The organism is Paraburkholderia terricola (genome assembly GCF_900142195.1).
GTDB classification, from domain to species: domain Bacteria; phylum Pseudomonadota; class Gammaproteobacteria; order Burkholderiales; family Burkholderiaceae; genus Paraburkholderia; species Paraburkholderia terricola.
This window is the reverse complement of the sequence record NZ_FRAB01000002.1, coordinates 263,748-289,323: the sequence shown is the minus strand read 5'-3', so window position 1 is coordinate 289,323 and position 25,576 is coordinate 263,748. Positions and strand designations below refer to the sequence as shown.

24 protein-coding genes are annotated in these 25,576 nt (G+C 63.4%); 3 read left to right on the top strand and 21 right to left on the bottom strand.

Features of this window, described 5'->3' with window-relative positions; translation table 11 throughout:
• Positions 1-13: 13 nt before the first annotated feature.
• Entirely contained in the window at positions 14-502 is a 489-nt protein-coding gene (locus BUE39_RS03170) for an Lrp/AsnC ligand binding domain-containing protein (protein ID WP_073427188.1), read from the bottom strand.
• Positions 503-667: 165 nt separating this feature from the next.
• Here BUE39_RS03170 and BUE39_RS03165 point away from each other — a divergent pair, with 165 nt between their 5' ends.
• Complete coding sequence (locus BUE39_RS03165) at positions 668-1,954, top strand: D-amino acid dehydrogenase (protein ID WP_073427187.1); 1,287 nt, start codon at positions 668-670, stop codon at positions 1,952-1,954.
• A gap of 89 nt (positions 1,955-2,043) precedes the next feature.
• Here the strand turns inward: BUE39_RS03165 and BUE39_RS03160 are convergent, their stop codons facing one another.
• From BUE39_RS03160 to BUE39_RS03135, 6 genes are all read right to left on the bottom strand, one after another.
• Positions 2,044-3,834: an acyl-CoA dehydrogenase gene (locus tag BUE39_RS03160; protein ID WP_073427186.1), complete on the bottom strand. Its 1,791-nt coding sequence runs from the start codon at positions 3,832-3,834 to the stop codon at positions 2,044-2,046.
• A gap of 100 nt (positions 3,835-3,934) precedes the next feature.
• Positions 3,935-4,870, bottom strand: coding sequence for an electron transfer flavoprotein subunit alpha/FixB family protein (locus tag BUE39_RS03155; RefSeq protein WP_073427185.1), 936 nt, complete (start codon positions 4,868-4,870; stop codon positions 3,935-3,937).
• Positions 4,871-4,892: 22 nt separating this feature from the next.
• Positions 4,893-5,642 (bottom strand): electron transfer flavoprotein subunit beta/FixA family protein, encoded by a 750-nt coding sequence (locus BUE39_RS03150; protein ID WP_073427184.1) that lies wholly within the window; start codon positions 5,640-5,642, stop codon positions 4,893-4,895.
• Between the two features lie 238 nt (positions 5,643-5,880).
• The gene (locus BUE39_RS03145) at positions 5,881-6,681 is read right to left on the bottom strand and encodes a MetQ/NlpA family ABC transporter substrate-binding protein (protein ID WP_073427183.1); all 801 of its coding nucleotides are present in this window, start codon (positions 6,679-6,681) and stop codon (positions 5,881-5,883) included.
• A 53-nt stretch (positions 6,682-6,734) separates the two neighbouring features.
• Positions 6,735-7,388: a methionine ABC transporter permease gene (locus BUE39_RS03140; protein WP_073427182.1), complete on the bottom strand. Its 654-nt coding sequence runs from the start codon at positions 7,386-7,388 to the stop codon at positions 6,735-6,737.
• Positions 7,378-8,412 (bottom strand): methionine ABC transporter ATP-binding protein, encoded by a 1,035-nt coding sequence (locus BUE39_RS03135; RefSeq protein ID WP_073427181.1) that lies wholly within the window; start codon positions 8,410-8,412, stop codon positions 7,378-7,380. The genes BUE39_RS03140 and BUE39_RS03135 overlap by 11 nt, the downstream gene beginning before the upstream one ends.
• 256 nt (positions 8,413-8,668) lie before the next feature.
• Between BUE39_RS03135 and BUE39_RS03130 the strand changes: the two genes are divergently transcribed.
• Positions 8,669-9,571, top strand: a complete 903-nt coding sequence (locus tag BUE39_RS03130) for an alpha/beta hydrolase (RefSeq protein ID WP_073427180.1) — start codon at positions 8,669-8,671, stop codon at positions 9,569-9,571.
• 90 nt (positions 9,572-9,661) lie between these two features.
• Here BUE39_RS03130 and BUE39_RS03125 read toward each other — a convergent pair whose 3' ends face one another.
• Complete coding sequence (locus tag BUE39_RS03125) at positions 9,662-10,462, bottom strand: enoyl-CoA hydratase (RefSeq protein ID WP_073427179.1); 801 nt, start codon at positions 10,460-10,462, stop codon at positions 9,662-9,664.
• Positions 10,463-10,516: 54 nt separating this feature from the next.
• Positions 10,517-11,440 carry a histone deacetylase family protein gene (locus tag BUE39_RS03120; RefSeq protein WP_073427178.1) on the bottom strand — a complete coding sequence of 308 codons (924 nt, stop codon included), beginning with the start codon at positions 11,438-11,440 and terminating at the stop codon, positions 10,517-10,519.
• Positions 11,441-11,731: 291 nt separating this feature from the next.
• Between BUE39_RS03120 and mltB the strand changes: the two genes are divergently transcribed.
• Positions 11,732-12,895 carry a lytic murein transglycosylase B gene (mltB, locus tag BUE39_RS03115; RefSeq protein ID WP_073427177.1) on the top strand — a complete coding sequence of 388 codons (1,164 nt, stop codon included), beginning with the start codon at positions 11,732-11,734 and terminating at the stop codon, positions 12,893-12,895.
• Between the two features lie 146 nt (positions 12,896-13,041).
• On the opposite strand, the gene cysM is transcribed toward mltB, so the two are convergent.
• The 12 genes from cysM to BUE39_RS03055 all read right to left on the bottom strand — a co-directional run bounded on the left by cysM (position 13,042) and on the right by BUE39_RS03055 (position 25,546).
• A complete protein-coding gene (gene cysM / locus BUE39_RS03110) occupies positions 13,042-13,944 on the bottom strand; it encodes a cysteine synthase CysM (RefSeq protein ID WP_073427176.1) in 903 nt (300 codons plus the stop codon).
• A gap of 338 nt (positions 13,945-14,282) precedes the next feature.
• Complete coding sequence (locus BUE39_RS03105; RefSeq protein WP_073427175.1) at positions 14,283-14,675, bottom strand: ComEA family DNA-binding protein; 393 nt, start codon at positions 14,673-14,675, stop codon at positions 14,283-14,285.
• Positions 14,676-14,752: 77 nt separating this feature from the next.
• Complete coding sequence (gene rfaD, locus BUE39_RS03100; protein ID WP_073427174.1) at positions 14,753-15,745, bottom strand: ADP-glyceromanno-heptose 6-epimerase; 993 nt, start codon at positions 15,743-15,745, stop codon at positions 14,753-14,755.
• Positions 15,746-15,890: 145 nt separating this feature from the next.
• On the bottom strand, positions 15,891-16,898 hold the full coding sequence (gene rfaE1, locus BUE39_RS03095; protein WP_073427173.1) for a D-glycero-beta-D-manno-heptose-7-phosphate kinase: 1,008 nt from the start codon (positions 16,896-16,898) through the stop codon (positions 15,891-15,893).
• Positions 16,852-18,267, bottom strand: a complete 1,416-nt coding sequence (locus tag BUE39_RS03090; RefSeq protein ID WP_073427172.1) for a UDP-glucose dehydrogenase family protein — start codon at positions 18,265-18,267, stop codon at positions 16,852-16,854. The genes rfaE1 and BUE39_RS03090 overlap by 47 nt, the downstream gene beginning before the upstream one ends.
• Positions 18,268-18,426: 159 nt before the next feature.
• Positions 18,427-19,602 (bottom strand): lipopolysaccharide assembly protein LapB, encoded by a 1,176-nt coding sequence (lapB, locus tag BUE39_RS03085; protein ID WP_073427171.1) that lies wholly within the window; start codon positions 19,600-19,602, stop codon positions 18,427-18,429.
• A gap of 72 nt (positions 19,603-19,674) precedes the next feature.
• A complete protein-coding gene (locus BUE39_RS03080) occupies positions 19,675-19,968 on the bottom strand; it encodes a LapA family protein (protein WP_073427170.1) in 294 nt (97 codons plus the stop codon).
• A gap of 260 nt (positions 19,969-20,228) precedes the next feature.
• The gene (locus BUE39_RS03075) at positions 20,229-20,552 is read right to left on the bottom strand and encodes an integration host factor subunit beta (RefSeq protein ID WP_073427169.1); all 324 of its coding nucleotides are present in this window, start codon (positions 20,550-20,552) and stop codon (positions 20,229-20,231) included.
• A gap of 110 nt (positions 20,553-20,662) precedes the next feature.
• Positions 20,663-22,396 carry a 30S ribosomal protein S1 gene (rpsA, locus tag BUE39_RS03070; RefSeq protein ID WP_073427168.1) on the bottom strand — a complete coding sequence of 578 codons (1,734 nt, stop codon included), beginning with the start codon at positions 22,394-22,396 and terminating at the stop codon, positions 20,663-20,665.
• 164 nt (positions 22,397-22,560) lie between these two features.
• Positions 22,561-23,247, bottom strand: coding sequence for a (d)CMP kinase (gene cmk, locus BUE39_RS03065; protein ID WP_073427167.1), 687 nt, complete (start codon positions 23,245-23,247; stop codon positions 22,561-22,563).
• Positions 23,248-23,281: 34 nt separating this feature from the next.
• Positions 23,282-24,586, bottom strand: a complete 1,305-nt coding sequence (gene aroA / locus BUE39_RS03060) for a 3-phosphoshikimate 1-carboxyvinyltransferase (RefSeq protein WP_073427166.1) — start codon at positions 24,584-24,586, stop codon at positions 23,282-23,284.
• Positions 24,587-24,604: 18 nt separating this feature from the next.
• The gene (locus tag BUE39_RS03055) at positions 24,605-25,546 is read right to left on the bottom strand and encodes a prephenate dehydrogenase (protein ID WP_073427165.1); all 942 of its coding nucleotides are present in this window, start codon (positions 25,544-25,546) and stop codon (positions 24,605-24,607) included.
• Between the last annotated feature and the right edge of the window lie 30 nt (positions 25,547-25,576).

Sequence of the window (25,576 nt, the reverse complement as noted above, 5' to 3'; positions counted from 1 at the left end):
GCCGCGCGGCGGTTTATTCGCCGACCGCGATCGTTAGCGTCTCCTTGATCTCTTCCATCACCACATAGCTTTTCGACTGCACCGCGCCGGGCAGTTGCAGCAGGATGTCGCCCAGCAGCTTGCGGTAATCGGCCATTTCGCCGATGCGCGCCTTGATCAGATAGTCGAAGTCGCCCGACACGAGGTGGCATTCCAGCACCTCGGGGATCTTCTGCACCTCGCGGCGGAACTGGTCGAACATGTTGCCGCTTTTGTGGTCCAGCGTGATCTCGACGAACACGAGCAGCGCCGCGCCAAGCTCGGCGGGGTTCACGCGCGCGTGGTAGCCGGTGATCACGCCATCGCGTTCCATTCGCTTGACGCGCTCGATGCACGGCGTAACCGACAGCCCGACCTGTTCCGCGAGGTCTTTCATCGCCATCCTGCCGTCCTGTTGCAGGAGCCGCAGAATCTTGTGATCGAGTTTGTCGAGGGACCGGACCGGTTGGCGTTGTGTACGCATGATGTTTTTGCTGAAAATCCTGAAAATACAATAACAAAAACTGCCTGACTGTTAATAGTATAGCGGTTAACACTGGTTGATCCGCGTTGCACCTCGTTAATCGAATGAATCCAAACGAATCGGCGAGCGCGCCCCGTCCTATCTCTTCCGTTTCCTGGAGCATCTATGCGAGTCGTCGTTTTGGGCAGTGGCGTCGTCGGGGTGACGAGCGCGTACTATCTGGCGCGCGCCGGCCATGAAGTGACCGTCATCGATCGCGAGGCGGGCCCGGCGCTCGAAACCAGTTTCGCCAATGCGGGGCAAATCTCGCCGGGTTACGCGTCGCCGTGGGCCGCGCCGGGCGTGCCGCTGAAAGCCGTCAAATGGATGTTTCAAAAGCATGCGCCGCTGGCCATTCGGCTCGACGGCACGCAATTCCAGTTGCAATGGATGTGGCAGATGCTGCAGAACTGCACGTCGTCGCGTTATGCGGTGAACAAGGGCCGCATGGTCCGGCTCGCCGAATACAGCCGCGACTGCCTGCAGGCGCTGCGCGCCGAAACCGGCCTTCAATACGAAGGGCGCACCGGCGGCACGCTGCAGGTGTTCCGCACCCCGCAGCAATTCGACGGCGCCGCGAAAGACATCGCCGTGCTGCGGGAAGCCAACGTGCCGTTCAAACTGCTGTCGCCGGCCGAACTGGCGCAAGCCGAACCGGCGCTCGCCGCGGTGTCGCACAAGTTGACAGGCGGGCTGCGTCTGCCGGGCGACGAAACCGGCGACTGCCAGATGTTCACCACGCGCCTCGCCGCGCTCGCCGAGCAACTGGGCGTGAAATTCCGCTACAACACGCCGATCGACGCACTCGCGTTGGCGGGCGACCGCATCGCGGGCGTGCAGTGCGGCGGTGAACTGGTGCGCGCCGATTCGTTCGTCGTCGCGCTGGGTTCGTACTCGACCCAATTCCTGTCCGGTCTGGTCAAGATTCCGGTCTATCCGCTCAAGGGTTATTCGATCACCGCGCCAATCGTCAACGAAGCGGCGGCTCCCGTTTCAACCGTGCTCGACGAAACCTACAAGATCGCGATCACGCGTTTCGACAACCGCATTCGCGTCGGCGGCATGGCGGAGATCGTCGGCTTCGATAAATCGTTGCGCGAGGCGCGCCGCGAAACGCTCGAGATGTGCGTAAACGATCTGTTCCCCGGCGGTGGCGATACGTGGAAGGCGAGCTTCTGGACCGGTCTGCGTCCAATGACGCCCGACGGCACGCCGATCGTCGGCCGCACGCCCGTGCCGAACCTGTTTCTGAACACGGGCCACGGCACGCTGGGCTGGACCATGTCGTGCGGCTCGGGCCAGTTGCTCGCCGACGTGATGTCGGGCAAGCAGCCGGCCATCAAGGCGGACGATCTGTCGGTGCATCGCTATCTCGGCGAGACCGGCGGTGCGCATCGGCCGGCTTATGCTTGAGGTTTAACGCCTGGCGGTTCGCCGGCGGTCCAAAAACAAACGGCGCCTTCAATCAAGGCGCCGTTGTCGTTTAGCTCAAGCGTGCAACGTCAGAACTGGTCTTCCGACAACGCAAGCACGCCCTCGCCGCCCTTCGCATTGACGATCGACGCTTCCAGCGCCGACGCCAGCGGCAACACATGCTCCGCATAAAACTGCGCGGTCGCGATCTTGGCGCCGTAAAACGACGGGTCCTCATCGCGCTTCTGAGCCGCCACGAGCAGCGCGCGCGCCATTTGCCAGCCACCGAGCACGATGCCCGCGAGCTTCAGATACGGCACGCTGCCGGCAAACACCGCGTTCGGATCGCCCTTCGTATTCGCCACAACGAAATCGACCACCGCGCTCAACGAGCGATGTCCCTGCGCCAGATACGTCTTCATCGAATCGAACGCCGCCCCTTGCTGCGAACCCAGCGCCTCCACCGTTCCCGCAATGCCGGCGAGCAGCGACTTTGCCACCTTGCCGCCGTCACGCACGGTCTTGCGGCCGATCAGGTCGTTGGCCTGAATCGCGGTCGTGCCTTCGTAAATCGGCAGAATGCGCGCGTCGCGGTAATACTGCGCGGCGCCCGTTTCCTCGATGAAGCCCATGCCGCCATGCACCTGCACGCCGAGGCTCGCGACGTCGATCGACAACTCCGTGCTCCAGCCCTTCACGATCGGCACGAGAAATTCGTAGATCGCCTGATGTTCGGCGCGCGTGCCTTCGTCGGGATGACGATGCGCGATATCGCAGTGAGCGGCGGCGACATAGGCGAGCGCGCGCGACGCTTCGGTCAGGCCGCGCATCGTCGCCAGCATGCGGCGCACGTCGGGATGCTGAATGATCGCCACCGGCTGCTTCGCGGAGCCATCCACCGGACGGCTTTGCACGCGATCCTTCGCGTACGCCACCGCTTTCTGATACGCGCGGTCCGACACGGCGACCCCCTGCATCCCCACCGCAAAACGCGCCGCGTTCATCATGATGAACATATATTCGAGACCGCGATTTTCCTCGCCGATCAGATGGCCGATCGCGCCGCCATGATCGCCGAATTGCAGCACGGCGGTCGGGCTCGCCTTGATGCCGAGCTTGTGCTCGATCGACACGCAATGCACGTCGTTGCGCTCGCCGAGCGAACCGTCTTCGTTGACGAGAAACTTCGGCACGATGAAGAGCGAAATGCCCTTGACGCCCTCGGGCGCATCCGGCGTGCGCGCCAGCACGAGATGGGCGATGTTCTTCGCCATGTCGTGCTCGCCCCATGTGATGAAGATCTTCGTGCCGAACAGCTTGAACGAACCGTCGCCCTGCGGCTCGGCGCGCGTGCGCACCAGCGCGAGATCGGAGCCGGCTTGCGGCTCGGTCAGGTTCATCGTTCCGGTCCATTCGCCGGAAATCAGCTTGGGCACATAGGTCTGTTTTTGCGCTTCGGTGCCGGCGGTGAGCAGCGCTTCGATCGCGCCGTCGGTCAGCAACGGACACAGCGCGAACGACAGGTTCGACGCGTTGAGCATTTCGACGCAGGGTGTCGCGATCAGCTTCGGCAGGCCCTGGCCCTCGTAGTCGACCGGATGCTGCACGCCTTGCCAGCCGCCTTCGGCGAACTGGCGGAACGCGTCCTTGAAACCCGGCGTGGCGGTGACCACACCGTCTTTCCAACTGCTCGGATTGCGATCGCCTTCGACGTTCAGCGGCGCCAGTACTTCGCCGCATAGTTTCGCCGATTCTTCGAGCACGGCCTGAGCCGTGTCGAGGTTCGCGTCCTCGAAGCCCGGCAGCGTCGCGATTTCCTCGAGACCGGCCAGTTCCTTCATCACGAACAGCATGTCCTTGATGGGCGCCGTATAGCTCATTTCAGTTCTCCTCCTGCCTTGATATAAAAAAAGGGCGCCGGACTTGATGGCCCCGCGCCCTTTCCTGTTTTGTCAGACGCCTTTTACGGCGCTGCGGCGTTTAGCCGAGCTCACCAACGAGCTCAGGCACAAGCGTGAACAGATCACCCACCAGACCATAATCGGCGACGCTGAAAATCGGCGCTTCCGGGTCCTTGTTGATCGCGACGATCACCTTGCTGTCCTTCATGCCCGCCAGATGCTGGATCGCACCGGAGATGCCGACCGCGATGTACAACTGCGGCGCGACGATCTTGCCGGTCTGCCCGACCTGATAGTCGTTCGGCACGAAGCCCGCATCGACCGCCGCGCGCGAGGCGCCCAGCGCCGCGTTCAGCCTGTCGGCCAGCGGCTCGAGCACCTTCGTGTAGTTCTCGCCATTGCCCAGACCGCGGCCGCCCGAGACGATGATCTTCGCCGAGGTCAGTTCGGGACGGTCCAGCTTCGTCAGTTCACGGCTCACGAACTGCGAGATACCCTGGTCCGCCGCGGCGTCGATCTTTTCCACCACTGCATTGCCGCCTTCGGCCGCGACCGCATCGAAACCGGTCGTGCGCACGGTGATGACCTTGATTGGGTCCTGCGACTGCACCGTGGCGATCGCATTGCCCGCGTAGATCGGGCGCTCGAACGTGTCGGCCGAATCCACCGCGGTGATGTCGCTGATCTGCGCGACGTCCAGCTTCGCGGCGATACGCGGCGTGATGTTCTTGCCGTAAGGCGTGGCCGGCGCGAGGATGTGCGTGTAGTCCTTCGCGATGTCGAACACCGTCGCCTCGACGTTTTCCGCGAGGCCCGCTTCCAGTTGCGGCGCGTCGGCCAGCAATACCTTCGACACACCCGCGATCTTCGCGGCCTCGTCCGCCGCGGCCTGCGCGTTGTAGCCCGCCACCAGCACGTGAATGTCGCCGCCGATCTTCTGCGCCGCTGCGATCGTGTTCAGCGTCGCCGGCTTGATCGATGCGTTGTCATGTTCTGCCAATACAAGATTCGTCATTTGCCCTGTCTCCGCGTTTTACTTAAAGCACCTTGGCTTCATTCTTCAGCTTCTCGACCAGCGTCTTCACATCCGCCACCTTCACGCCAGCGGAGCGCTTCGGCGGCTCGGCGACTTTCAGCGTCTTCAGGCGCGGCGTGACGTCAACACCGAGGTCCTCGGGCTTGAGCGTTTCCAGCGGCTTCTTCTTCGCCTTCATGATGTTCGGCAGCGTCACGTAGCGCGGCTCGTTCAGGCGCAGATCGGTCGTGACCACGGCGGGCAGCTTGAGCGACAGCGTCTCGGCACCGCCGTCCACTTCGCGCGACACGGTGGCCCTGCCGTCGGCCACGACAACCTTCGACGCAAACGTCGCTTGCGGCAGGCTGGCGAGCGCGGCAAGCATCTGGCCGGTCTGGTTCGAATCATCGTCGATCGCCTGTTTGCCGAGAATGACCAGTTGCGGCTGCTCCCGGTCGACCAGCGCCTTCAGCAGCTTGGCGACCGCCAGCGGCTGCAGTTCCTCATTCGATTCGATCAGCACGGCGCGGTCCGCGCCGATCGCCAGCGCCGTGCGCAGCGTTTCCTGCGACTGCGTGACGCCGCACGACACCGCGATCACCTCGGTCGCCACGCCCGCTTCCTTCAGACGCACCGCCTCTTCCACCGCGATTTCGTCGAACGGATTCATCGACATTTTCACGTTCGCGATGTCGACGCCCGTGCCGTCCGACTTCACCCGGACTTTCACGTTGTAATCGACCACTCTCTTGACTGGCACCAGGATTTTCATGCACACGCTCCAAAGTTACGAATACGTCAACCCAGCGAACATTATAACGACTGCCCTTGCGGGAGCCTTGTCGCGGGTGCTTTAGCAGGAGGATATCGCTCCCCAGCGGCGTGACGGCAATAGCGAACGATCGTTCTATTTTAATCACGAAAAAACCCGGGTGACAACCCCGGGCTCCGATTCACGACTCTAAATTTGCATTGCCGTCGTGCTTGCCATGTTCACATGGCTGCCGGACTCACCAGGCGGTAATCACCGCGCCGCCGAACTTGCCTTCAACGAACTGCTTCACTTCCGGCGAGTGATACGCCGCAACCAGCTTGGCGACCCACGGCTTGTTCCTGTCGGCTTCGCGAATCGCGATGATGTTCACGTACGGCCCCTTCGGATCTTCGATCGCAATGGCGTCCTGTTTGGGCTTGAGACCCGCTTCCATCGCGAAGTTCGTGTTGATCGCGGCCGCTTCCACGTCGTTCAGCGAACGCGGAATCTGCGCGGCGTCGAGTTCGACGATCTTCAGCTTCTTCGGATTCTCGACGATGTCGAGCGGCGTCGCCTTCAGCCCCGCGTCGGCGCGCAATTTCAGCAGACCCTGCTTTTGCAGCAGCAAGAGTGCCCGGCCGCCATTGGTCGGATCGTTCGGCACCGCGATCTTCGCGCCCGGCTGCAGTTCGGCCAGCGTCTTCACCTTCTTCGAATAGATGCCCATCGGATAGGTGACCGTGTCGGCGACGCGAATCAGCTTGTAGCCGCGGTCCTTCACCTGCGCCTGCAAGTACGGCTCGTGCTGGTAGCTGTTCGCGTCCAGATCGCCGCCGGCGAGCGCGGCGTTGGGCTGCACGTAGTCGGAGAATTCGACGACCTTGATGTTCAGACCGTTCTTCGCCGCGACCGTCTTCACGACTTCCATGATCTGCGCGTGCGGACCGCCCGTGACGCCGACCTTGATCGTGTCTTCAGCGTGAGCCGCCGTGGTGGCGGCGAACAGCGAGGCGGCGCCGAGCGCGGCGGCCAGCTTGAGGATGAAACGACGTTGCATGATGGACCTTCCGAATCTATCGATTCTGTTTAGCGGGCAACGATGGCCCCTGTTTATTTATGGCTCAAACGACGCACGAGCCAATCCCCGAACGACTGCACCAGTTGCACGAAGACGATCAGAATCACCACGACCGTCAGCATGACCTCCGGCAAAAAACGCTGATACCCGTAACGAATGCCCAGATCGCCGAGTCCGCCGCCGCCGATCGCGCCGGCCATCGCCGAATAGCCGACCAGCGACACGAACGTGATCGTCAAACCGGCGACCACGCCCGGCAACGATTCCGGCAGCAGCACCTTGAAAACGATCTGGCTGGTGGTCGCGCCCATCGCCTGCGCGGCTTCGATCAGGCCACGGTCGACTTCACGCAGCGCGGTCTCGACCAGACGCGCGATGAACGGTGCGGCCGCGATCGTCAACGGCACCACGGCGGCGGCCGTGCCGATCGACGAACCCACCACCAACCGGGTAAACGGAATCACCGCGACCAGCAAAATGATGAACGGCGTCGACCGCACCGCATTGACCACCACGCCCATCGCGCGATTCACCGCGACGTTCTGCAACACGCCCTGACGGTCCGTCAGATACAGCAGCACGCCGAGCGGCAAGCCCACCAATGCGCCGACCAGTCCGGAAATGCCCACCATCACGAGCGTTTCCCAGAACGACTGGACGAACATATCCAGCATTTCACTCAACATACGAGAGCTCCTCCACCACCACACCCTGTTCACGCAGATACGTCAGCGCCTGCGCCACCTTCTCCGGTTGGCCGCCCGCGAGCACCGCGAGCGAGCCGAACGCCTGCCCCTGGATCTCGTCGATCTGGCCGTGCAGGATGTTGAAGTCGAGCTCGTAACGGCGAATCGTCTCGGACAGTATCGGCTGATCGACGCCCGAGCCGGTGAACGCGAGACGCAGCAGATGACCGCTGCCCGTCTTCAAGCGCTCGGCCACGCGCGCCTTCATGGCGGGCGGCAATTCCTGCGCGATCACGTCGCCGATCAGCGCGCGCGTGACGTCATGATGCGGCTGAAGGAACACGTCGATCACCTTGCCCTGCTCGACCACGCGGCCCGCGTCCAGCACCGCGACGCGGTCGCAGACCTGCTTGATCACGTCCATCTGGTGGGTGATCAGTACGATCGTCAGGTTCAGTTCGCGATTGATGCGCTTGAGCAGATCGAGAATCGAGCGTGTGGTTTCCGGATCGAGCGCGGAGGTCGCTTCGTCGGAGAGCAGCACTTTCGGCTTGCTCGCCAGCGCGCGCGCAATGCCGACGCGTTGCTTCTGCCCGCCGCTGATCTGCGCCGGATACCGATCCTTCTGCGCCGACAGGCCCACCAGGTCGAGCAGCGGCACCACGTTCGCCTCGATCTCGTCGCGCTTCAGGCCGGCGAGTTCGAGCGGCAGCGCCACGTTCTCGTACACCGTGCGCGACGACAGCAGGTTGAAGTGCTGGAAGATCATGCCGATTTCGCGGCGCGCCTCGCGCAATTGCGCGGCGGGCAGCGTGGTGAGATCGCGGCCGTTGACGACGATGTTGCCTTCGGTGGGCCGTGTCAGCAGATTGATGGTGCGCACGAGCGTACTTTTGCCCGCACCGCTGCGCCCGATGATGCCGAACACCTCGCCCGGCGGAATCGACAGATTGACGTTGTGCAGCGCTTCGACCCAGCCCCGGGGTCCGGCGAACCGCTGGGAGATATTGCGTATTTCGATCATGGAAAAACGAAACGGCGGAGTTTGTCGGCGAGCGTTGAATGCTCCCGGCAAGCGGCCGCCGTTGCTTTTATTAGGATTTGAGCCGGCAATTCTACCGCAGCCCCGACATCCCCTTTAATAATCAATTACGATCTTTTCATAACCAGACGGCATTAAAGCGCTACCCCGGATAAGCAACGATCGCGCGCGCGGATTCGCTGCGGCTATGATCGGACGGAGTCAATGCAGGACACACCTCGGACACGACATGGCAGCCATGGAGACAATCCCCACCGGTAATGCAAGGCCCGCCGCGGGCGCCCGCAAAGGCGGCGCCGCGCTGCGCTCGACGGTTACGACAAGCGACGGCGTCGACCTGCCGTTGTATCGCTGGCCGGCCACCGCGCCCCTGCGCGCCACGGTCGCGCTGCTGCACGGGCTCGCGGAACACGCCGGGCGTTACGCGGCGCTCGCGGATCGGCTAAGCCCGGCCGGCATCGAACTGGTCGCCGTCGATTTGCGCGGACATGGGCTGGCGCCGGGCAAGCGCGCGCGAATCCGCCGCTTCGACGACTATCTGCTCGACGCCCAGGCTTTGCTCGATGCGGCTGCCACGAGTTGCGCACCGCTCTTTCTGATGGGCCATAGCATGGGCGGCGCAATCGCGGCGCTCTACGCGATCGAGCGGCTGGACGCGAGCGGGCGTCGCTTGAGCGGACTGATTTTGTCGAGCCCCGCGCTCGCGCCAGGGCACGACGTTCCGCGTTGGATGCTCGGCTTGAGCCAGTGGATCAGCCGCGTATGGCCGGGTTTCCCGGCGATGAAAATCGACGCCGCCTTGCTCTCGCGCCTTCAGCCGGTGGTGAACGCCAATCGCAACGATCCGCTCGTTCATCACGGCTCGATTCCGGCGCGCACCGGCGCCGAACTGCTGCTGGCGATGGCGCGAATCGAACGCGGCCGCGCGAGCCTGCGCGTGCCGTTATTGGTCTATCACGGCACGGCGGACAAGCTCACCGAACCCGAAGGCAGCCGCGCATTCGGCCAGCACGCGGGCTCGCCGGACAAGACGCTCACGCTGCACGAAGGCAGTTATCACGAGACGATGAACGATATGGATCGCGATCGGGTGATCGGGCAATTGATCGAATGGATCGAAGCGCGGGTTGCGAAGTCCTGAGCATGTGATGGTTTTCGCAGCACAGGCTGCGATGCGAAACGCGTTGAACGCCGCCGCGCCGGAGGTCGGCGGATACCTTGCTCACGCCGTTCAACGCTTCCAGTCGGGCGGGCGTTTGTCGATGAATGCCTGCACGCCTTCGAGCGCCGATTCATCCATCATGTTGCAGGCCATCGTCTGGCCGGCGAGCTGGTAAGCCGCTTCAACGCCCATTTCCAGTTGCCGGTAGAACAGGCCCTTGCCGGCGCTCACCGCTTCCACCGGTTTCGCGCAGATGCGGGTGGCGAGCCGCGCGACTTCGGCGTCGAGCGCGTCTGCCGGGACCACGCGGTTGACGAGCCCTTGCTGCTGCGCTTGCGCCGCGTCGATGAAATCGCCGGTGAGCAGCATTTCGAGCGCCGCCTTGCGTGACAGATTGCGCGACAGCGGCACCGAAGGCGTCGCGCAGAACAGCCCCAGATTGACGCCCGACACGGCAAAACGCGCTGTCTCGGCGGCGACCGCCAGATCGCACATCGCGACCAGTTGACAACCGGCCGCCGTGGCGATGCCGTGCACACGCGCGATCACCGGTTGCGGCAAGCGCTGGATCGTCAGCATCAGCTTCGTGCAGCGCGCGAACAGCGCCTGGTAATAAGCCAGCGACGGCGCCGCGCGCATTTCCTTCAGATCGTGTCCCGCGCAGAACGCGCGGCCCGCGCCGGCGATCACGACCACGCGCGCGTCCGTCCGCGCGATGTCGGTCAATGCTTGTTGCAGGTCGTCGAGCAAGGCTTCGGAGAGCGCGTTGAAGGCATCGGGCCGGTTCATCGTCAGGCGCACGACGCCCGCCACACTGTATGCGTCGCGTTCGATCTCCACCAGTGACGCGCTGCGGATCTCGGCGTTCATGGCTCGCTCCTCATTACGTTGATGCGGCTTGCGCGGTTCGCGCGCCGCCGCGCGTCAGATTCCGGCCAACGCCCGCACGTGCGCGACCACGCTGCGCCCGAGCGCCGACAGGTTATAGCCGCCTTCGAGACAACTGACGATCCGGCCACGCGCATAGCGTTTGGCGATTTCGCGCACCTGGTCGGTGATCCACGCGTAGTCGTCCTCGACGAGGCCCATGTTGCCGAGATCGTCCTCGCGATGCGCGTCGAAACCGGCGGAGATGAAGACCATCTCGGGCTTGAAGTCATGGAGACGCGGCAGCCACAGCAGGTCGACCGCCTCGCGCACGGCCATGCCTTTCGAGCGCGCCGGCATCGGCACGTTGCACATGTTGGGCGCCTGGTTCTCGGCGCCGGTGTACGGATAGAACGGATGCTGGAAGATGCTGCACATCAGCACGCGCGAATCGCCGGAGAAGGCCGCTTCCGTGCCGTTGCCGTGATGAACGTCGAAGTCGATGATCGCCACCCGCTGCAAGCCGTGCACTTCGAGCGCATGACGCGCGGCGATCGCCACGTTGTTGAAGAAGCAGAAGCCCATCGCGCGCGCCGGTTCCGCATGGTGGCCGGGCGGGCGCACGCTGCAGAAGGCGTTGTCGAAACGGCCTTCGATCACGGCATCGGTCGCGGCCACCGCGGCGCCCGCCGCGCGCAACGCGGCTCGCAGGGTATGCGGATTCATCGACGTATCGGGGTCGATCTCGGCGAGGCCTTCGGCGGGCGAACAGTTGCGGATGTAGTCGATGTGCGCCTGCGTATGCACGCGCAGGAGCGCGGCTTCCTCGGCGAGCGGCGGCGACTCGCGCTCGATCAGCGAGTCGATGCGGCTCGCGATCAATTGGTCTTCGATTGCCTGCAGGCGCGCCGGGCATTCGGGATGCCATTGCCCCATATCGTGCAGCAGACAGTCGGCGTGGGAATAGAAGCCTGTTGCCATGATCCTCTTGCGCGGCGCGGCGCCTCGAGGCGCGCGCGGCGTGTCTCCGTAGAGGGCGCGCGCCCTCGGCGCGCCAACATTTATCAACTTACCACACGAGGCGGGTGTGACGTGTCCGGCACAGTTTTGCGGAAGGCGTCGGGTATACTGCCCCGAACCGTTTTCCCTGTCTGTTTTCCTGTCTCTTTCGCACTGCGCCCTCAGCTCACTATGACCGTCAAGCTTGCCCTGTCCGCACGAAACCGGCTACGCATCAAGACTCTCGCCGCCGCACTCTCCGTCGCATCGTGCATGTTCATGGCAACCAGTCCGGCGATAGCGCAGAGCGCCGGCAAAAAACCACCGCTGCTGGTGCAAAGCCAACCGCAACCCGCGGTGCAGCAAGGGCAAACCTTCGAAGAAGAAATCATCCCGCAGCGCTACGCGAACAATCCCAATGTCGACGCGTTCATCAACGACATGGTCGCGCGCTACGACTTCGACGAAGCCGCGCTGCACGCGCTCTTTGCCGGCGTGAGTTATTCGGCGACCGCCGTCAAGCTCGTGACGCCGTCGCCCACGCCCTCGGTCAAGAACTGGCGCGCGTATCAGTCGCGCTTTCTCGACCAGGTTCGGATCAACGCGGGCGTGCGCTTCTGGCGCGCCAATCAGGCAACGCTGCAACGCGCCTACGAAGAGTTCGGCGTGCCGCCGGAAGTGATCGTCGGCATCATCGGCGTGGAGACGATTTACGGGCGTTTCATGGGCAACTTCCGCGTGCTCGATGCGCTCACCACGCTGACCTTCGACTACCCCGACACCGCCAACCGCGCTGACCGTCAGGCGACCTTCCGCAAGAATCTCGAAGATTACCTGGTGTGGACGCACGATGCGCAGATCGATCCCAACACGGTACTCGGTTCCTACACGGGTGCGATCGGTATTCCGCAATTCCTGCCGAGCAGCATCGTGCAATACGCGGTGAACTATGACGGCAACAAGCGCATCGACCTGCGCACGAGCGAGGCGGATGCGATCGGCAGCGTGGCGAATTACCTGCGGCAACACGGCTGGGAAAACGGCCGGCCGGTGGTGTGGAAGATCGGCACCGACGCCGGCAGCCTGGGCGTTGCGCAGGCCGCCGCCGACGGCCAGCCCGAGCCGCACTGGCCGCTCGACCAATTGCTGCGCGCCGGGCTGCTGCTGAACGAACCGCAAGTGAATGTCGCCTCGGAAGCCGGCACGCCGGTAACGATCGTGGATCTGCCGTCGCCTGGACGTGGCACCGAGTACATGCTGGGCCTGAAGAATTTCTATGTGCTGACGCGCTACAACCGCAGCTTCTTTTACGCCCTCGCGGTGTATCAGTTGGGCGAACGGGTCAAGGCGCAGATGGCCTCGAGCGATGCGGTGAATGGCAATGGCAATGGCAATGGCAATGGCAATGCTGCCGTGCCCGGTGCGGCTTCGCAATAAGCCGCGGGCGTTGATTCCCGCGGGCTTGTGAAAAAAAGCGCCGGTTTTGCCGGCGCTTTTTTGTTGAGCTCGTGTGACCCATGCAGACGTGCATGCGGGAATGTGGGCGTGCTTGCGCGCGCAAACGAATCCGCAACCAACTCCGCTTACGCCGGAAACACCCCGGTCGACAGATACCGATCGCCGCGATCGCAAACGATGAATACGATTGTCGCGTTCTCGACCTGACGCGCGATGCGCAATGCCACTTCACACGCGCCGCCCGACGAGATGCCGGCGAAGATGCCTTCGACCGACGCCATGCGCCGCGCCATCGCTTCGGCGGCGGCCTGGCTCACGTTCTCGACACGATCCACGCGGCTGCGGTCGAAAATCTTCGGCAGATACGCTTCCGGCCATTTGCGGATGCCCGGGATGCGCGAACCTTCTTCCGGCTGCGCGCCGATGATCTCGATCGCCTGGTTCTGTTCTTTCAGGTAAGTCGACACGCCCATGATCGTGCCGGTCGTGCCCATCGACGATACGAAATGCGTGATGCGCCCTTCCGTATCGCGCCAGATTTCCGGGCCGGTGCCTTCGATGTGCGAGGCCGGATTGTCCGGATTCGCGAACTGGTCGAGGATGATGCCCTTGCCTTCGCGCTGCATCTGCTCGGCCAGGTCGCGCGCGTATTCCATGCCGCCGGTGACCGGCGTCAAGACGATCTGCGCACCGTACGCGGCCATGCTTTGACGGCGCTCCACCGACAAGTCCTCCGGCATGATCAACACCATCTTGTAGCCGCGGACCGCAGCCGCCATCGCGAGCGCGATGCCGGTGTTGCCGCTGGTCGCTTCGATCAGCGTATCGCCCGGCTTGATGCGGCCACGCGCTTCCGCTTTCTTGATCATCGACAGCGCCGGACGGTCTTTCACCGAACCCGCGGGGTTATTGCCCTCGAGCTTCGCAAGGACCACGTTGTTGCGGCTGCGGATCTCGTCGTCGGGAAGCCGGACGAGTTGCACGAGCGGCGTATTGCCGATCGTGTCTTCAATCGTTTTGTAAGCCATATGGATTTTGAACTGTCGATGCGCGGAGTCTTGATTCATCGATTCTAAACTACCGTGCCCGCCGCTGCCGCGCGGCCCTTCTGACCGCATGGATGCAGGCGTTCACCGGCGAGCGCGCGCGAAGCTCGGGGCAAGCGAGCATGACGCCCCGCGTCGAACCGAAAAAACCATGGAAAGCCGCCGCTCGATCCACGCAAAAAGCCCGCGGCCGAGAACCGCGGGAGCCAGTCATCTGCATGACAGCTGAAGGAGTGCTCTTGCCAACTCCAACCATGAAGGGAACGACAGTGACGGGCCGCGTGCGCGGGTGACCATGCCCGCGCACGGCCCGCCTCAGGCTACTTCTTCACCGCCACCGCGGCGTTGCTCTTTTGGGCGTTGCCCGCGTTCGCCGCATTAGCCGCATTCGTCGAAACGGCCGGCTCCCTGGCCTGTGCAGACGCCGCAGCCTGCGTGCCAGCAGCCGCGCCAGCCGGACCGACAGCGAGACCCTCCGCCTGCAGGCGCTCGACGGTATGCCCGCCCATGCCCTTGACGCGCTTGCCGAGATCGGCCGGGTCCTTGAACGGACCATGCGCTGTACGCTCGTCGAGAATGGCTTTCGCTTTGGCGGGACCGATACCCTTGACGCCGCGCAGCGCGTCCTCGTTAGCCGTATTGACGTCGACCGCCGCATACGCGTGGCCGAAAGCGGCCAGCATGGCCGCGGTAACCAGAATTTTTCGAAACATATGGAACCTCCCTCGTACAACCGGTTGGCGACCATCACCAACCGGGAGATTCCAGTGTAAAGAGGTACCCGAAAAATTTACACCTGGCCGAATAGCCAACGTACGTAGCGATCGACACCTTCCTGAACGCTCAGGAACGGCGCGTCGTAACCGGCCGCGCGCAGCTTCGACTGATCGGCTTGCGTGAAGCACTGGTATTTGCCGCGCAATGCATCGGGGAACGGAATGTATTCGATCAACCCGCGCTGCACCTGATCGGCGAGCGACAACGGCGGCTCGTTGTTCAGCGAGCGCAGCGTGTTGACGACCGTCGTGGCGATGTCGTTGAAGGGCTGCGCGCGACCGCTGCCCAGATTGAAGATGCCCGACTTGTCAGGGTTGTCGAAGAAGAACAGGTTGACCTTCACCACGTCTTCAACAGAGACGAAGTCGCGCGTCTGTTCGCCCGCGGCATAGCCGTTGTATTCGCCGAACAGCTTCACCTTGCCCTCGGCGCGGAACTGGTTGAAGTTGTGAAACGCCACCGACGCCATGCGCGCCTTATGCGTTTCGCGCGGGCCGTATACGTTGAAATAGCGGAAGCCGGCGATCTGGCTTTTCGCGCTGGGCAGCACGCGGCGAATCACCTGGTCGAACAGGAATTTCGAATAGCCGTATACGTTCAGCGGCTGCTCGACCTCGCGCTCCTCGACGAAGCGGCTCGACCCGCCATACGTGGCCGCCGACGACGCGTACAGAAACTGGATGTTCTGCGCGAGGCAGACATCGAGCACGTCGCGGCTGTAGCGGAAATTGTTGTCCATCATGTAGCGGCCGTCGGTTTCCATCGTGTCCGAGCAGGCGCCTTCGTGGAAAATCGCGCGCACCTTGCCGAAGTCGCCCCGCTTGAAGCGTTCGACGAATTCGGTCTTGTCGACGTAATCCTCGATCTCGCAATCGACGAGGTTCTTGAACTTGTCGGCGCGTGTGAGATTGTCGACCGCGATGATGCGTTGCTCGCCGCGCTCGTTGAGCGCCTTCACGAGATTGCTGCCGATAAAGCCGGCTGCGCCGGTGACGATGAGAGTCATGATGAGCCTGCGGTAATGAGCTTTGCATGGGATCGGAGCCAGCGCTCAAGCGCTAACCCCGATCGACAGCTTCGGTTGACGCCCCGCGGATCCCTTTTGCGCGCCGTCAAGCAGCGCGAAGCGAGGGACCGGCGGGCCGCATCAATCAAGGAAAGAGTTCGTCGTAGTCGACGGTGGCGGTGCCGAGCTTGCCGACCACGATGCCGGCCGCGCGATTCGCGAGCCCGACCGCCTCGATCAGCGTGAGACCCGCGCCGAGCATGGCGGCGAGCGTGGCAATCACGGTGTCGCCCGCACCCGAAACATCATACACTTCGCGCGCGACGGCCGAAGCGTGCAGGATGCCGTCGTCGGAGAAGAGCGTCATGCCCTCTTCCGAACGCGTGAGCAGCAACGCCTTGAACTGCAAATCGGCGCGCAGCTTCGTCACACGCGCGATCAGATCTTCTTCCGACTTCCATTGCCCGACGACCTCGCGCAACTCGGCGCGGTTCGGCGTGATCAACGTCGCGCCGCGGTAGCGGTCCCAGTCGTCGCCCTTCGGATCGACCAGCACCGGCTTGCCCGCCGCATGCGCCTTCGCGATCATCTGCGTGACATGCGTGAGGCCGCCCTTCGCGTAGTCGGACATGAGGATCACGTCGTGCGAAGGCAGCAGGTCGTCGAAACGCTGGAGGCCCGCGAGCAGCACTTCGTGCGCCGGCGTGTTTTCGAAGTCGACTCGCAGCAACTGCTGCTGACGCGACAGCACGCGCAGTTTGATAGTGGTGAGTAGATCCGGATCGCGTTCGAGATGCGGCGTCACGCCGCTTTCGCTGAGCAACTGCACGATGCGCTCGCCGGGTTCGTCGCGGCCGACCACGCACAGCAAACCCGCCTGCGCGCCGAGGGCGACCGCGTTGCGCGCGACGTTCGCCGCGCCGCCGAGGCGGTCTTCCTGCCGCTGGACGTGCACCACGGGCACCGGCGCTTCCGGCGAAATGCGGTTCACGTCGCCGAACCAGTAGCGATCGAGCATCACGTCGCCGACCACCAGCACGCGGGCGGCACCGAGCTGTTTGCGCGGCACCACGGTCAGCGTCGGCGCGAGTGAGGACACAGCGGCCTCAGGCATCGTCTGAGACATCGGCCGAGACTCCAGAGGGTTGGGCATAAGGGCGTCCAATCGAGTGATAGTCGATGCCGAGTTCGGTCATCGCATCCGGTTCGTAGAGGTTGCGGCCGTCGAAAATCAGCGGCGACTTCAGCACCGATTTCAGGTGCACGAAATCCGGACTCTTGAATTCCTTCCATTCGGTCACGATCACGAGCGCGTCGGCGCCGGTGAGCGTTTCGTCCTGCGTATTCGTGAACGTGAGACGCGCAAGCTGGTCCGGCGCATCATGCAGATCCATCGCGAACACGCGGCGCGCTTCGGCTACCGCGACGGGGTCGTATGCGCGTACCTGCGCGCCGCGCTTGAGCAATTCGGCGATCACGCGGCGGCTCGGCGCCTCGCGCATGTCGTCGGTATTCGGTTTGAACGCGAGCCCCCACACGGCGAACGTGCGGCCGCTCAGATCCTCGCCAAGCGTGGCGGTGACCTTTTGCACCAGCACGTCTTTCTGCCTGTGGTTCACTTCCTCGACCGCTTCGAGAATCCGCAGGTTGTGGCCGCTTTCGCTGGCGGTGCGAATCAGCGCCTGCACGTCCTTCGGGAAGCACGAACCGCCGTAGCCCGCGCCGGCATACAGAAAGTGATAGCCGATGCGTGGGTCCGAGCCGATGCCGCGGCGCACCGCTTCGATGTCCGCGCCGACCCGATCCGCGAGATTCGACATCTCGTTCATGAACGAGATGCGCGTGGCGAGCATCGCATTGGCCGCGTACTTGGTGAATTCGGCCGAGCGCACGTCCATCGTCAGCGTGCGTTCGTGATTGCGGTTGAACGGCGTGTACAGACGCTTCATCAGTTCCCGCGCGCGCAGACCGGCTTCGTCGTCGTCGCTGCCGAGCACGATGCGGTCGGGCCGCATGAAATCGTCGACGGCCGCGCCTTCCTTCAGAAACTCAGGATTGGAGACCACCGAGAAACGATGCTGCGCGCTGTTCGCGAGCCCCCGCTTCGCCAGTTCTTCTTCCACCACGGCACGCACGCGCTGCGCGGTGCCGACCGGCACCGTCGATTTGTCGACGATCACCTTGAAGCCGTTCATCGTACGGCCGATGTTGCGCGCCGCTTCGAGCACGTATTGCAGATCGGCCGAGCCGTCTTCGTCGGGCGGCGTGCCGACTGCGATGAACTGCACGTCGCCGTGCGCCACGCTCGCCGCGATATCGGTCGAAAACGTGATGCGCCCCGCCGCGCGTGTGCGGGCGATGATCTCCTGCAAGCCCGGCTCGTGGATCGGCACACCGCCGTTGTTCAGGATGTCGATCTTGCGCTGATCGACGTCGAGGCAAAAAACGTCGTTGCCGAGTTCAGCGAGGCACGCGCCAGTGACGAGGCCGACATAGCCGGTGCCGATAATGGTGATTTTCATACGCTTTCCGGTGGAAGATTCCGGTGATGATTCCCGGCGATGAAGCCGGTCAAGAACACGCCGCGAGATCCGCCCGCGCGGCTGCTGCTGCCATGCGCGCGGCGAGACGGCTGCCGCGCCCACGTAGACACCGACGTTGGCACGGCCCCCGTCGGGGCGTCAGTTCGACGTCGTGATCGGTTCGACTCGACGCGGCGCATAGGTTTCCCAACCGCTGCAACCGGGGCACTGCCAATAGAATAGCCGCGCCCTGAAACCGCAATTCTGGCACGTGTAGCGCGGCAGATTCTTGGTGCGCTGACGAATCAGCGTGCGCATCAGTTCGAGTTCGCTGCGCCGCGGCTCTTCGGCGACGGCTTGCTGCGCCTCCAGAAGACGCGTCATACCCGCGAGATTCGGCGACTTCTGCATCTGCGAGCGTGCCAGCGCGTGCGCCGCATCGGGGCCCCGCAGCGACGCGACGTGCTGATACGCAACGTCGAGCAGATCGTTCGAGGGATAGCGGTCCACCCACGTGGTGAGCAGGTCGGCGCCGTCCTGAGGACGGCCGAGCGCATCGTAAGCCTTCATCAGCTTTTCGGCGACGAGCGGCAGATAAGCCGGATTCTGCTCCTCGACGCGCCGCCACTGCGCGATGGCCGCTTCTTGCGCACCGCCGGCCGCGTCGACATCGCCGAACAGGATCGTGGCGCGCACGTTGGTCGGATTCGCTTTCAAGGCGAGGCCGAGTTGTCGGCGCGCCTCATCCGGGTTTTGCTGTTGCAGCGCTTCCTGGGCGAGTTCGCAATGGAATTGCGCGATCTCCTTGTCGAGCGATTCCGAACCCATGGTTTCCAGATGACGCGCTGTGTCGATCGACTTGATCCAGTCCTTCTCGATTTCGTAGATGGTGAGAAGCGCGCGTTGCGCGCCCAGCGCATAGTCGCCCGTCTCGAGCGAACGGAAGGTTTCCTCGGCGCGATCGAGCAGGCCCGCTTTCAGAAAGTCTTGCCCCAGTTCGTAGAGCGCGTGATCGCGCTCGCTGACCGGCAGATCGGCACGGCTCAGCAGGTTTTGATGCACGCGGATCGCGCGGTCGGTTTCACCGCGGCGGCGAAACAGATTGCCGAGCGCGAAGTGCAACTCGATCGTTTCCGGATCGAGCTTGACGACTTCGATGAAGGCGTCGATCGCCTGGTCCGGCTGCTCGTTGAGCAGGAAGTTCAGGCCGCGAAAATACGAGCGCGGCAAGTTGGCGCTTTCCGACAGCAGCGTCTTGAGGTCGTAGCGCGCGGCCATCCAGCCGAACGCGAATGCGACGGGTATGACCAGCAGCCACCAGAAGTCTAGATCCATGCGATTGATGCAAACGTGCGGGAAAGCGAAAACGGAAAGCCGCGCCCACCAAGGCGCGCGGCGGAAGACAACTTAGATCAGCGGCGGCATGGGCGGCTGTTCGACCACCACCGGGGCCTCGCGCGCCACCCGCAACTCACGCTTGAGCCGGCCGTTTTCCATGCGCAGGCGCAGCATGGCCGGCAGCGACGACACGAGCCCGGCCACCAGCCCCACCACGAAGAACGCCAGGCCGATCAGGATCAAGGGCGCCGACCACGCGTAGCCAGCGAGGAAATTCAGCGTAGCAGGTTGTGTATTGGAGAGCGCGAGCACCAGCAGCAGCACGAACACCAGCACCCGGATCAGCCAAACGATAAATTTCATGAATAGGTCTCTTGACGGCAGTTGCGGGGTGACGCCGGCTTGATGACGCGTCGCGCCACGGTGTTGCCCGCGCCGAAGTGACCCGTATTGTAATTGAAGCCCTCGCGGCTGGGCAGGAACTGGCCGATTGTGGGCTTACGCGAGGTTTATTTTGCGGTGGGCGAAAAAAAAGCGCCCGAAGGCGCTTTTCTGTTTTTTTGCCGACTGGCTCTAGCCGCTGACGCTACCAAGGCCACGCTGCTTATCACCCAGCCTGGCATTTAGAGATCGTCGTCCGGCTCTTCAGCCTTCAGCGGCTCTCCCGCACGGCGATCTACCCGCTCGCGCAATTCCTTGCCCGGTTTGAAATGCGGTACGTGTTTCTCGGGTACCAGCACCTTCTCGCCCGACTTTGGGTTACGCCCGACACGGGAGGGACGACGGTTGAGACCGAAGCTGCCGAAGCCGCGAATTTCGATGCGATGACCTTTGGCAAGCGCCTCCGACATCGCATCAAGCATCGTCTTCACCGCGAAGTCCGCATCTTTGAGTACAAGCTGCGGGAATCGCGTAGCCAGCTGGGCGACCAATTCCGATTTGGTCATACTGCAGCAGACCTCTTAAGAAAACGCCGGGCCGCCCCCAATTTTTCCGTTCCGCAGGTGGTCCCCTTGCGGGACTGGTACGAAGCGACAGGGTTGGGGGCGCTCCTCAATTACTGGTTCTGACCGTCGAGCTTGGCCTTCAGCAACGCGCCGAGGTTCGTCGTGCCGGTGGCAGCCGAGCCCGAATCCGACGAAGCCAGGCCGCGGATCGCTTCCTGTTGTTCAGCCGAATCCTTGGCCTTGATCGACAGGTTGATACCACGCGACTTGCGATCGATGTTGATGATCATCGCGTTGACCTTGTCGCCTTCCTTCAGCACGTTGCGAGCGTCTTCCACGCGGTCTTGTGCGATTTCGGAAGCGCGCAGGTAACCTTCGACTTCAGCCGACAGCTGAACCACTGCACCCTTCGCGTCCACCGTCTTGACCACGCCGTCGACGATCGAACCCTTGTCGTTCATTGCAACGAAGTTGCTGAACGGGTCGCCTTCGAGCTGCTTGATACCCAGCGAGATGCGTTCCTTCTCGACGTCGATGCCAAGAACGATCGCTTCCACTTCGTCGCCCTTCTTGTACTTGCGAACCGCTTCTTCGCCCGTTTCGCTCCAGGACAGGTCCGACAGATGAACCAGACCGTCGATGCCGCCCGGCAGACCGATGAAGACGCCGAAGTCGGTGATCGACTTGATTGCGCCTTGCAGCTTGTCGCCCTTCTTGAAGTTGCGGCTGAAGTCGTCCCACGGATTCGGCTTGCACTGTTTCATGCCGAGGCTGATACGGCGGCGGTCTTCGTCGATTTCGAGAACCATGACTTCGACTTCGTCGCCCAGCTGTACAACCTTCGACGGTGCAACGTTCTTGTTCGTCCAGTCCATTTCCGACACGTGGACGAGGCCTTCGATGCCCGATTCCACTTCGACGAATGCGCCGTAGTCGGTGATGTTCGTGACCTTACCGAACAGACGCGTGCCCGACGGGTAACGGCGCGAGATGCCTTCCCACGGGTCGTCGCCCAGTTGCTTGATGCCCAGCGAAACGCGGTTCTTCTCTTGATCGAACTTGAGGATCTTCGCGGTGACTTCCTGGCCAACCGACAGCACTTCGCTCGGGTGACGCACACGACGCCATGCGATGTCGGTGATGTGCAGCAGGCCGTCGATACCGCCGAGGTCCACGAACGCGCCGTAGTCGGTGATGTTCTTCACCACGCCTTCGACGATCGCGCCTTCCTTCAGCGTTTCGAGCAGCTTTGCGCGCTCTTCGCCCTGGGTCGCTTCGATCACGGCACGGCGCGACAGCACGACGTTGTTACGCTTGCGGTCGAGCTTGATGACGCGGAATTCCAGCGTCTTGCCTTCGTACGGGGTCGTGTCCTTGACCGGACGCGTATCGACCAGCGAGCCTGGCAGGAATGCGCGGATGCCGTTGACCATGACGGTCATGCCGCCCTTGACCTTGCCCGTGATCGTGCCGGTCACGAGTTCGTTGTTGTCGAGCGCTTTTTCCAGCGACAGCCACGAAGCCAGGCGCTTCGCCTTGTCGCGCGACAGGATCGTGTCGCCATAGCCGTTTTCCAGCGCGTCGATCGCGACGGAAACGAAGTCGCCCGCCTGCACTTCTACCTCGCCCGCGTCATTCAGGAACTCTTCGAGCGGGATGTAGGCTTCGGACTTGAGACCAGCGTTGACGACCACGAAGTTGTGGTCGACACGCACGACTTCGGCGGAAATCACTTCGCCGGCGCGCATGTCTTGCTTGGTCAGCGACTCTTCGAACAGAGCCGCAAAAGATTCGGTATTCGGGGTAGAGGTTTGCAGGTCGGACATAAAAATCAAAATTTGCATGGTTCTCGCGGTGCCCGGCTGGCCGGACGGTCAGCAACTTCGGCGAAGAAGGCGAATGCCACGCGGGGTTAAAGGGTTAAAACACGCTCCACGACGATCGCGGAGCACCTACTGATTACGCTACTTCTACTGCGCCCGCTGCTTATGCACAATGCGTACATTCATCAGGCATGCGGGACTAACGCTTCGTACCACTGCACCACTTGCTCAACCGCCTCGTCGATCGACAATGCGGAGGTATCAAGCAGCTTTGCATCCGCTGCGGGCTTGAGCGGCGCGGCAATGCGCTGACTGTCACGCTCGTCGCGCTCACGCAAATCCCGGAGCAAGTCATCTATATTAGCAGAAAAGCCTTTTTGGATCAATTGCTTATGCCGTCGCGCCGCGCGGGCCTCGACGCTGGCGGTCATGAATACCTTCAGCACGGCGTCCTGGAAGATCACCGTGCCCATGTCGCGGCCGTCGGCAACCAGCCCCGGTTCCTTGCGGAACGCCCGCTGACGCGCCACCAGCGCGGCTCGCACGGGTGCGTGCACGGCGATCGCGGAAGCGCGGCTGCCGACTTCCTCGGCGCGGATGTCGGCGGAAACGTCGACACCGTCGAGTTGCGCCAGCCCCTCGCGAAACGTGATGTGCAGATCGTCGATGAGTTTTACAAGGGCGTCGGGATCATCCGCCCCGATGTCGTAGCGCAGGCTCGCGAGCGCCGCGAGCCGGTACAGCGCGCCGCTGTCGAGCAGGTGGAAACCGAGGCTCGCGGCAACCAGCGCGGCCACGGTGCCTTTGCCGGAGGCACTCGGGCCGTCGATCGTAATGACGGGCGTCTGGTGAAAGGGACGGGTCGGTTTCATCGAAAAAGTCGCACGTCAGTCGATTCGGGTCGAATCAGGGTTGGGCAAGCGCGGTAAAGCGCTCGAAATAATCAGGAAACGTCTTGCCGACGCACTTGGGGTCGTTGATCCGGACCGGCACCCCGCCGAGGCTCACCAGCGAGAAGCACATGGCCATGCGGTGATCGTCGTAGGTGTCGATCGCGGCGTTCGGAATCAGCTTTTCAGGCGGCGTGACGACGAGGAAATCCTCGCCCTCCTGCACCTTCGCGCCGACCTTGCGCAGTTCGGTCGCCATCGCGGCGATCCGGTCGGTTTCCTTCACGCGCCAGCTGGCGATATTGCGCAGCGTGGTCGTGCCGTCCGCGAACAACGCCGCGACGGCGATCGTCATCGCCGCGTCGGGAATCAGGTTGAAGTCCATGTCGATCGGCTCGAGCTTGCCGTTGTCGTGGCCGACGCCGCGCACCTCGATCCAGTCGTCGCCCATCTGCAGGTTCGCACCCATCCGGATGAGCGCATCGGCGAAGCCGACGTCGCCCTGAATACTGGCCCGCCCCACGCCCTCCACCCGCAGCGGCCCGCCGCCGAGTGCGCCGGCCGCGAGAAAATACGACGCCGACGACGCATCGCCCTCCACCATGATCGTGCCCGGCGACTGATATCGCTGCCCCGCCGGAACGACGAACTGGTGCCAGCCGTGGCGCTCGACCTCGATGCCGAAGCGCGCCATCAGCTTGATCGTGATCTCGATGTACGGCTTCGAGATCAGCTCGCCGTCCACCTGCACGGTGCTCACGCCGCTTTCGGTGCGCAGAAGCGGCAACGTCATCAGAAGCGAAGTCAGGAACTGGCTCGACACGTCGCCGCGTACGCGAATCGGCGCCTCGGCCGAAATCTGCGCCGGGCGAATCCGCAGCGGCGGATAACCTTCGTTCTCTTCGTAGTCGATCCTCGCGCCGATCTGCCGCAAACCGTCCACCAGATCGCCGATCGGCCGCTCGTGCATGCGCGGCACGCCATGAATGCGGTAGTCGCCGCCGTTCACGGCCAACGCCGCGGTCAGCGGACGCACTGCCGTGCCGGCGTTGCCGAGGAACAGATCAGCCGTGCGCGCCGTGAATGCGCCGCGCGTGCCGGTCACGACGCACGTGTCGCCCTCGCGCTTCAGACGCACGCCGAGCTTTTCGAGCGCCTCGAGCATGACGCGCGTGTCGTCGGAGTCGAGCAGATTCGTGATCGTGGTTTCGCCTTCGGCGAGCGCGGCGAGCAGCAGCACCCGATTCGAAATGCTCTTCGAGCCGGGCAGCCGGATCGTGCCGGACGCACGGGAAAATGGTCCGAGATCGAGGAATTCCATGATTGTGTCCAGTTCCGGTTATTTCGACGCGTCGCTGTTGCTCACGCCCGCAGCGCGCTGTTCCTGCCATTCGGTGCGCGCCACGCGCGAGCGCGCGAACACGGCTTCGAGGGCGGCGCCGTCGGCGGCTTCGATCGCCGCGCGCAAGCGCGCGAGCACCGCCGTGTAGGCGTCGAGTTCATCCAGCAACGCGGCGCGATTCGCGACGCACACGTCGCGCCACATTTCCGGGCTCGACGCGGCGATGCGCGTGAAGTCGCGGAAACCACCGGCGGCGAATGAAAATTTCAACGCGGCGTCGGGCGAATTGAGAATCTGCTCGACGAGCGCGAACGACAACACATGCGGCAAATGGCTGACCGACGCCAACACGCGGTCGTGCTGCGCCGGCGTCATGTCACGCACGACGGCGCCGGTGGCGCGCCACATCGCCGCAACGCGCTCCACCGCTTGGGGGGCGTTCTCCGGCAACGGGCACAACACGACATTGCGGTCGACATACAGGTCGGGCAACGCCGCATCGACGCCGCTCGCTTCACGGCCGGCAATTGGATGCCCCGGCACGAACTGGCCGATGCGCGCGCCGAGCGCCGCACGGGCCGCCGCGACGACATCCGACTTGGTGCTGCCGGCGTCGGTGACGATCGTGGCCGCGTCGAGAAACGGCGCGATGCGCTCGAGCAACGGCTGCGTCTGCGCGACGGGCGCCGCGAGCAGCACGAAATCGGCGCCGGACAGCGCTTCACGCAACGCGGCGTCGTCATTCAACGCTGCGGCGCCGTCAATCACACCGAGTTCCAAAGCCCGCGCGCTCGACGCGGCCGAACGCCCGACACCGATCACCGCGCGCGCGCCCACCGCCGCGCCCCGCTCGCGCAGCGCGCGCGCAAGCGATCCGCCGATCAGGCCGACCCCAAAAATCACCAGCTTGTTAAAAGAAAACGCGGCCACGTCGGTCACAGAAAAAGCGCGCCTTGATGCCAATGAGGT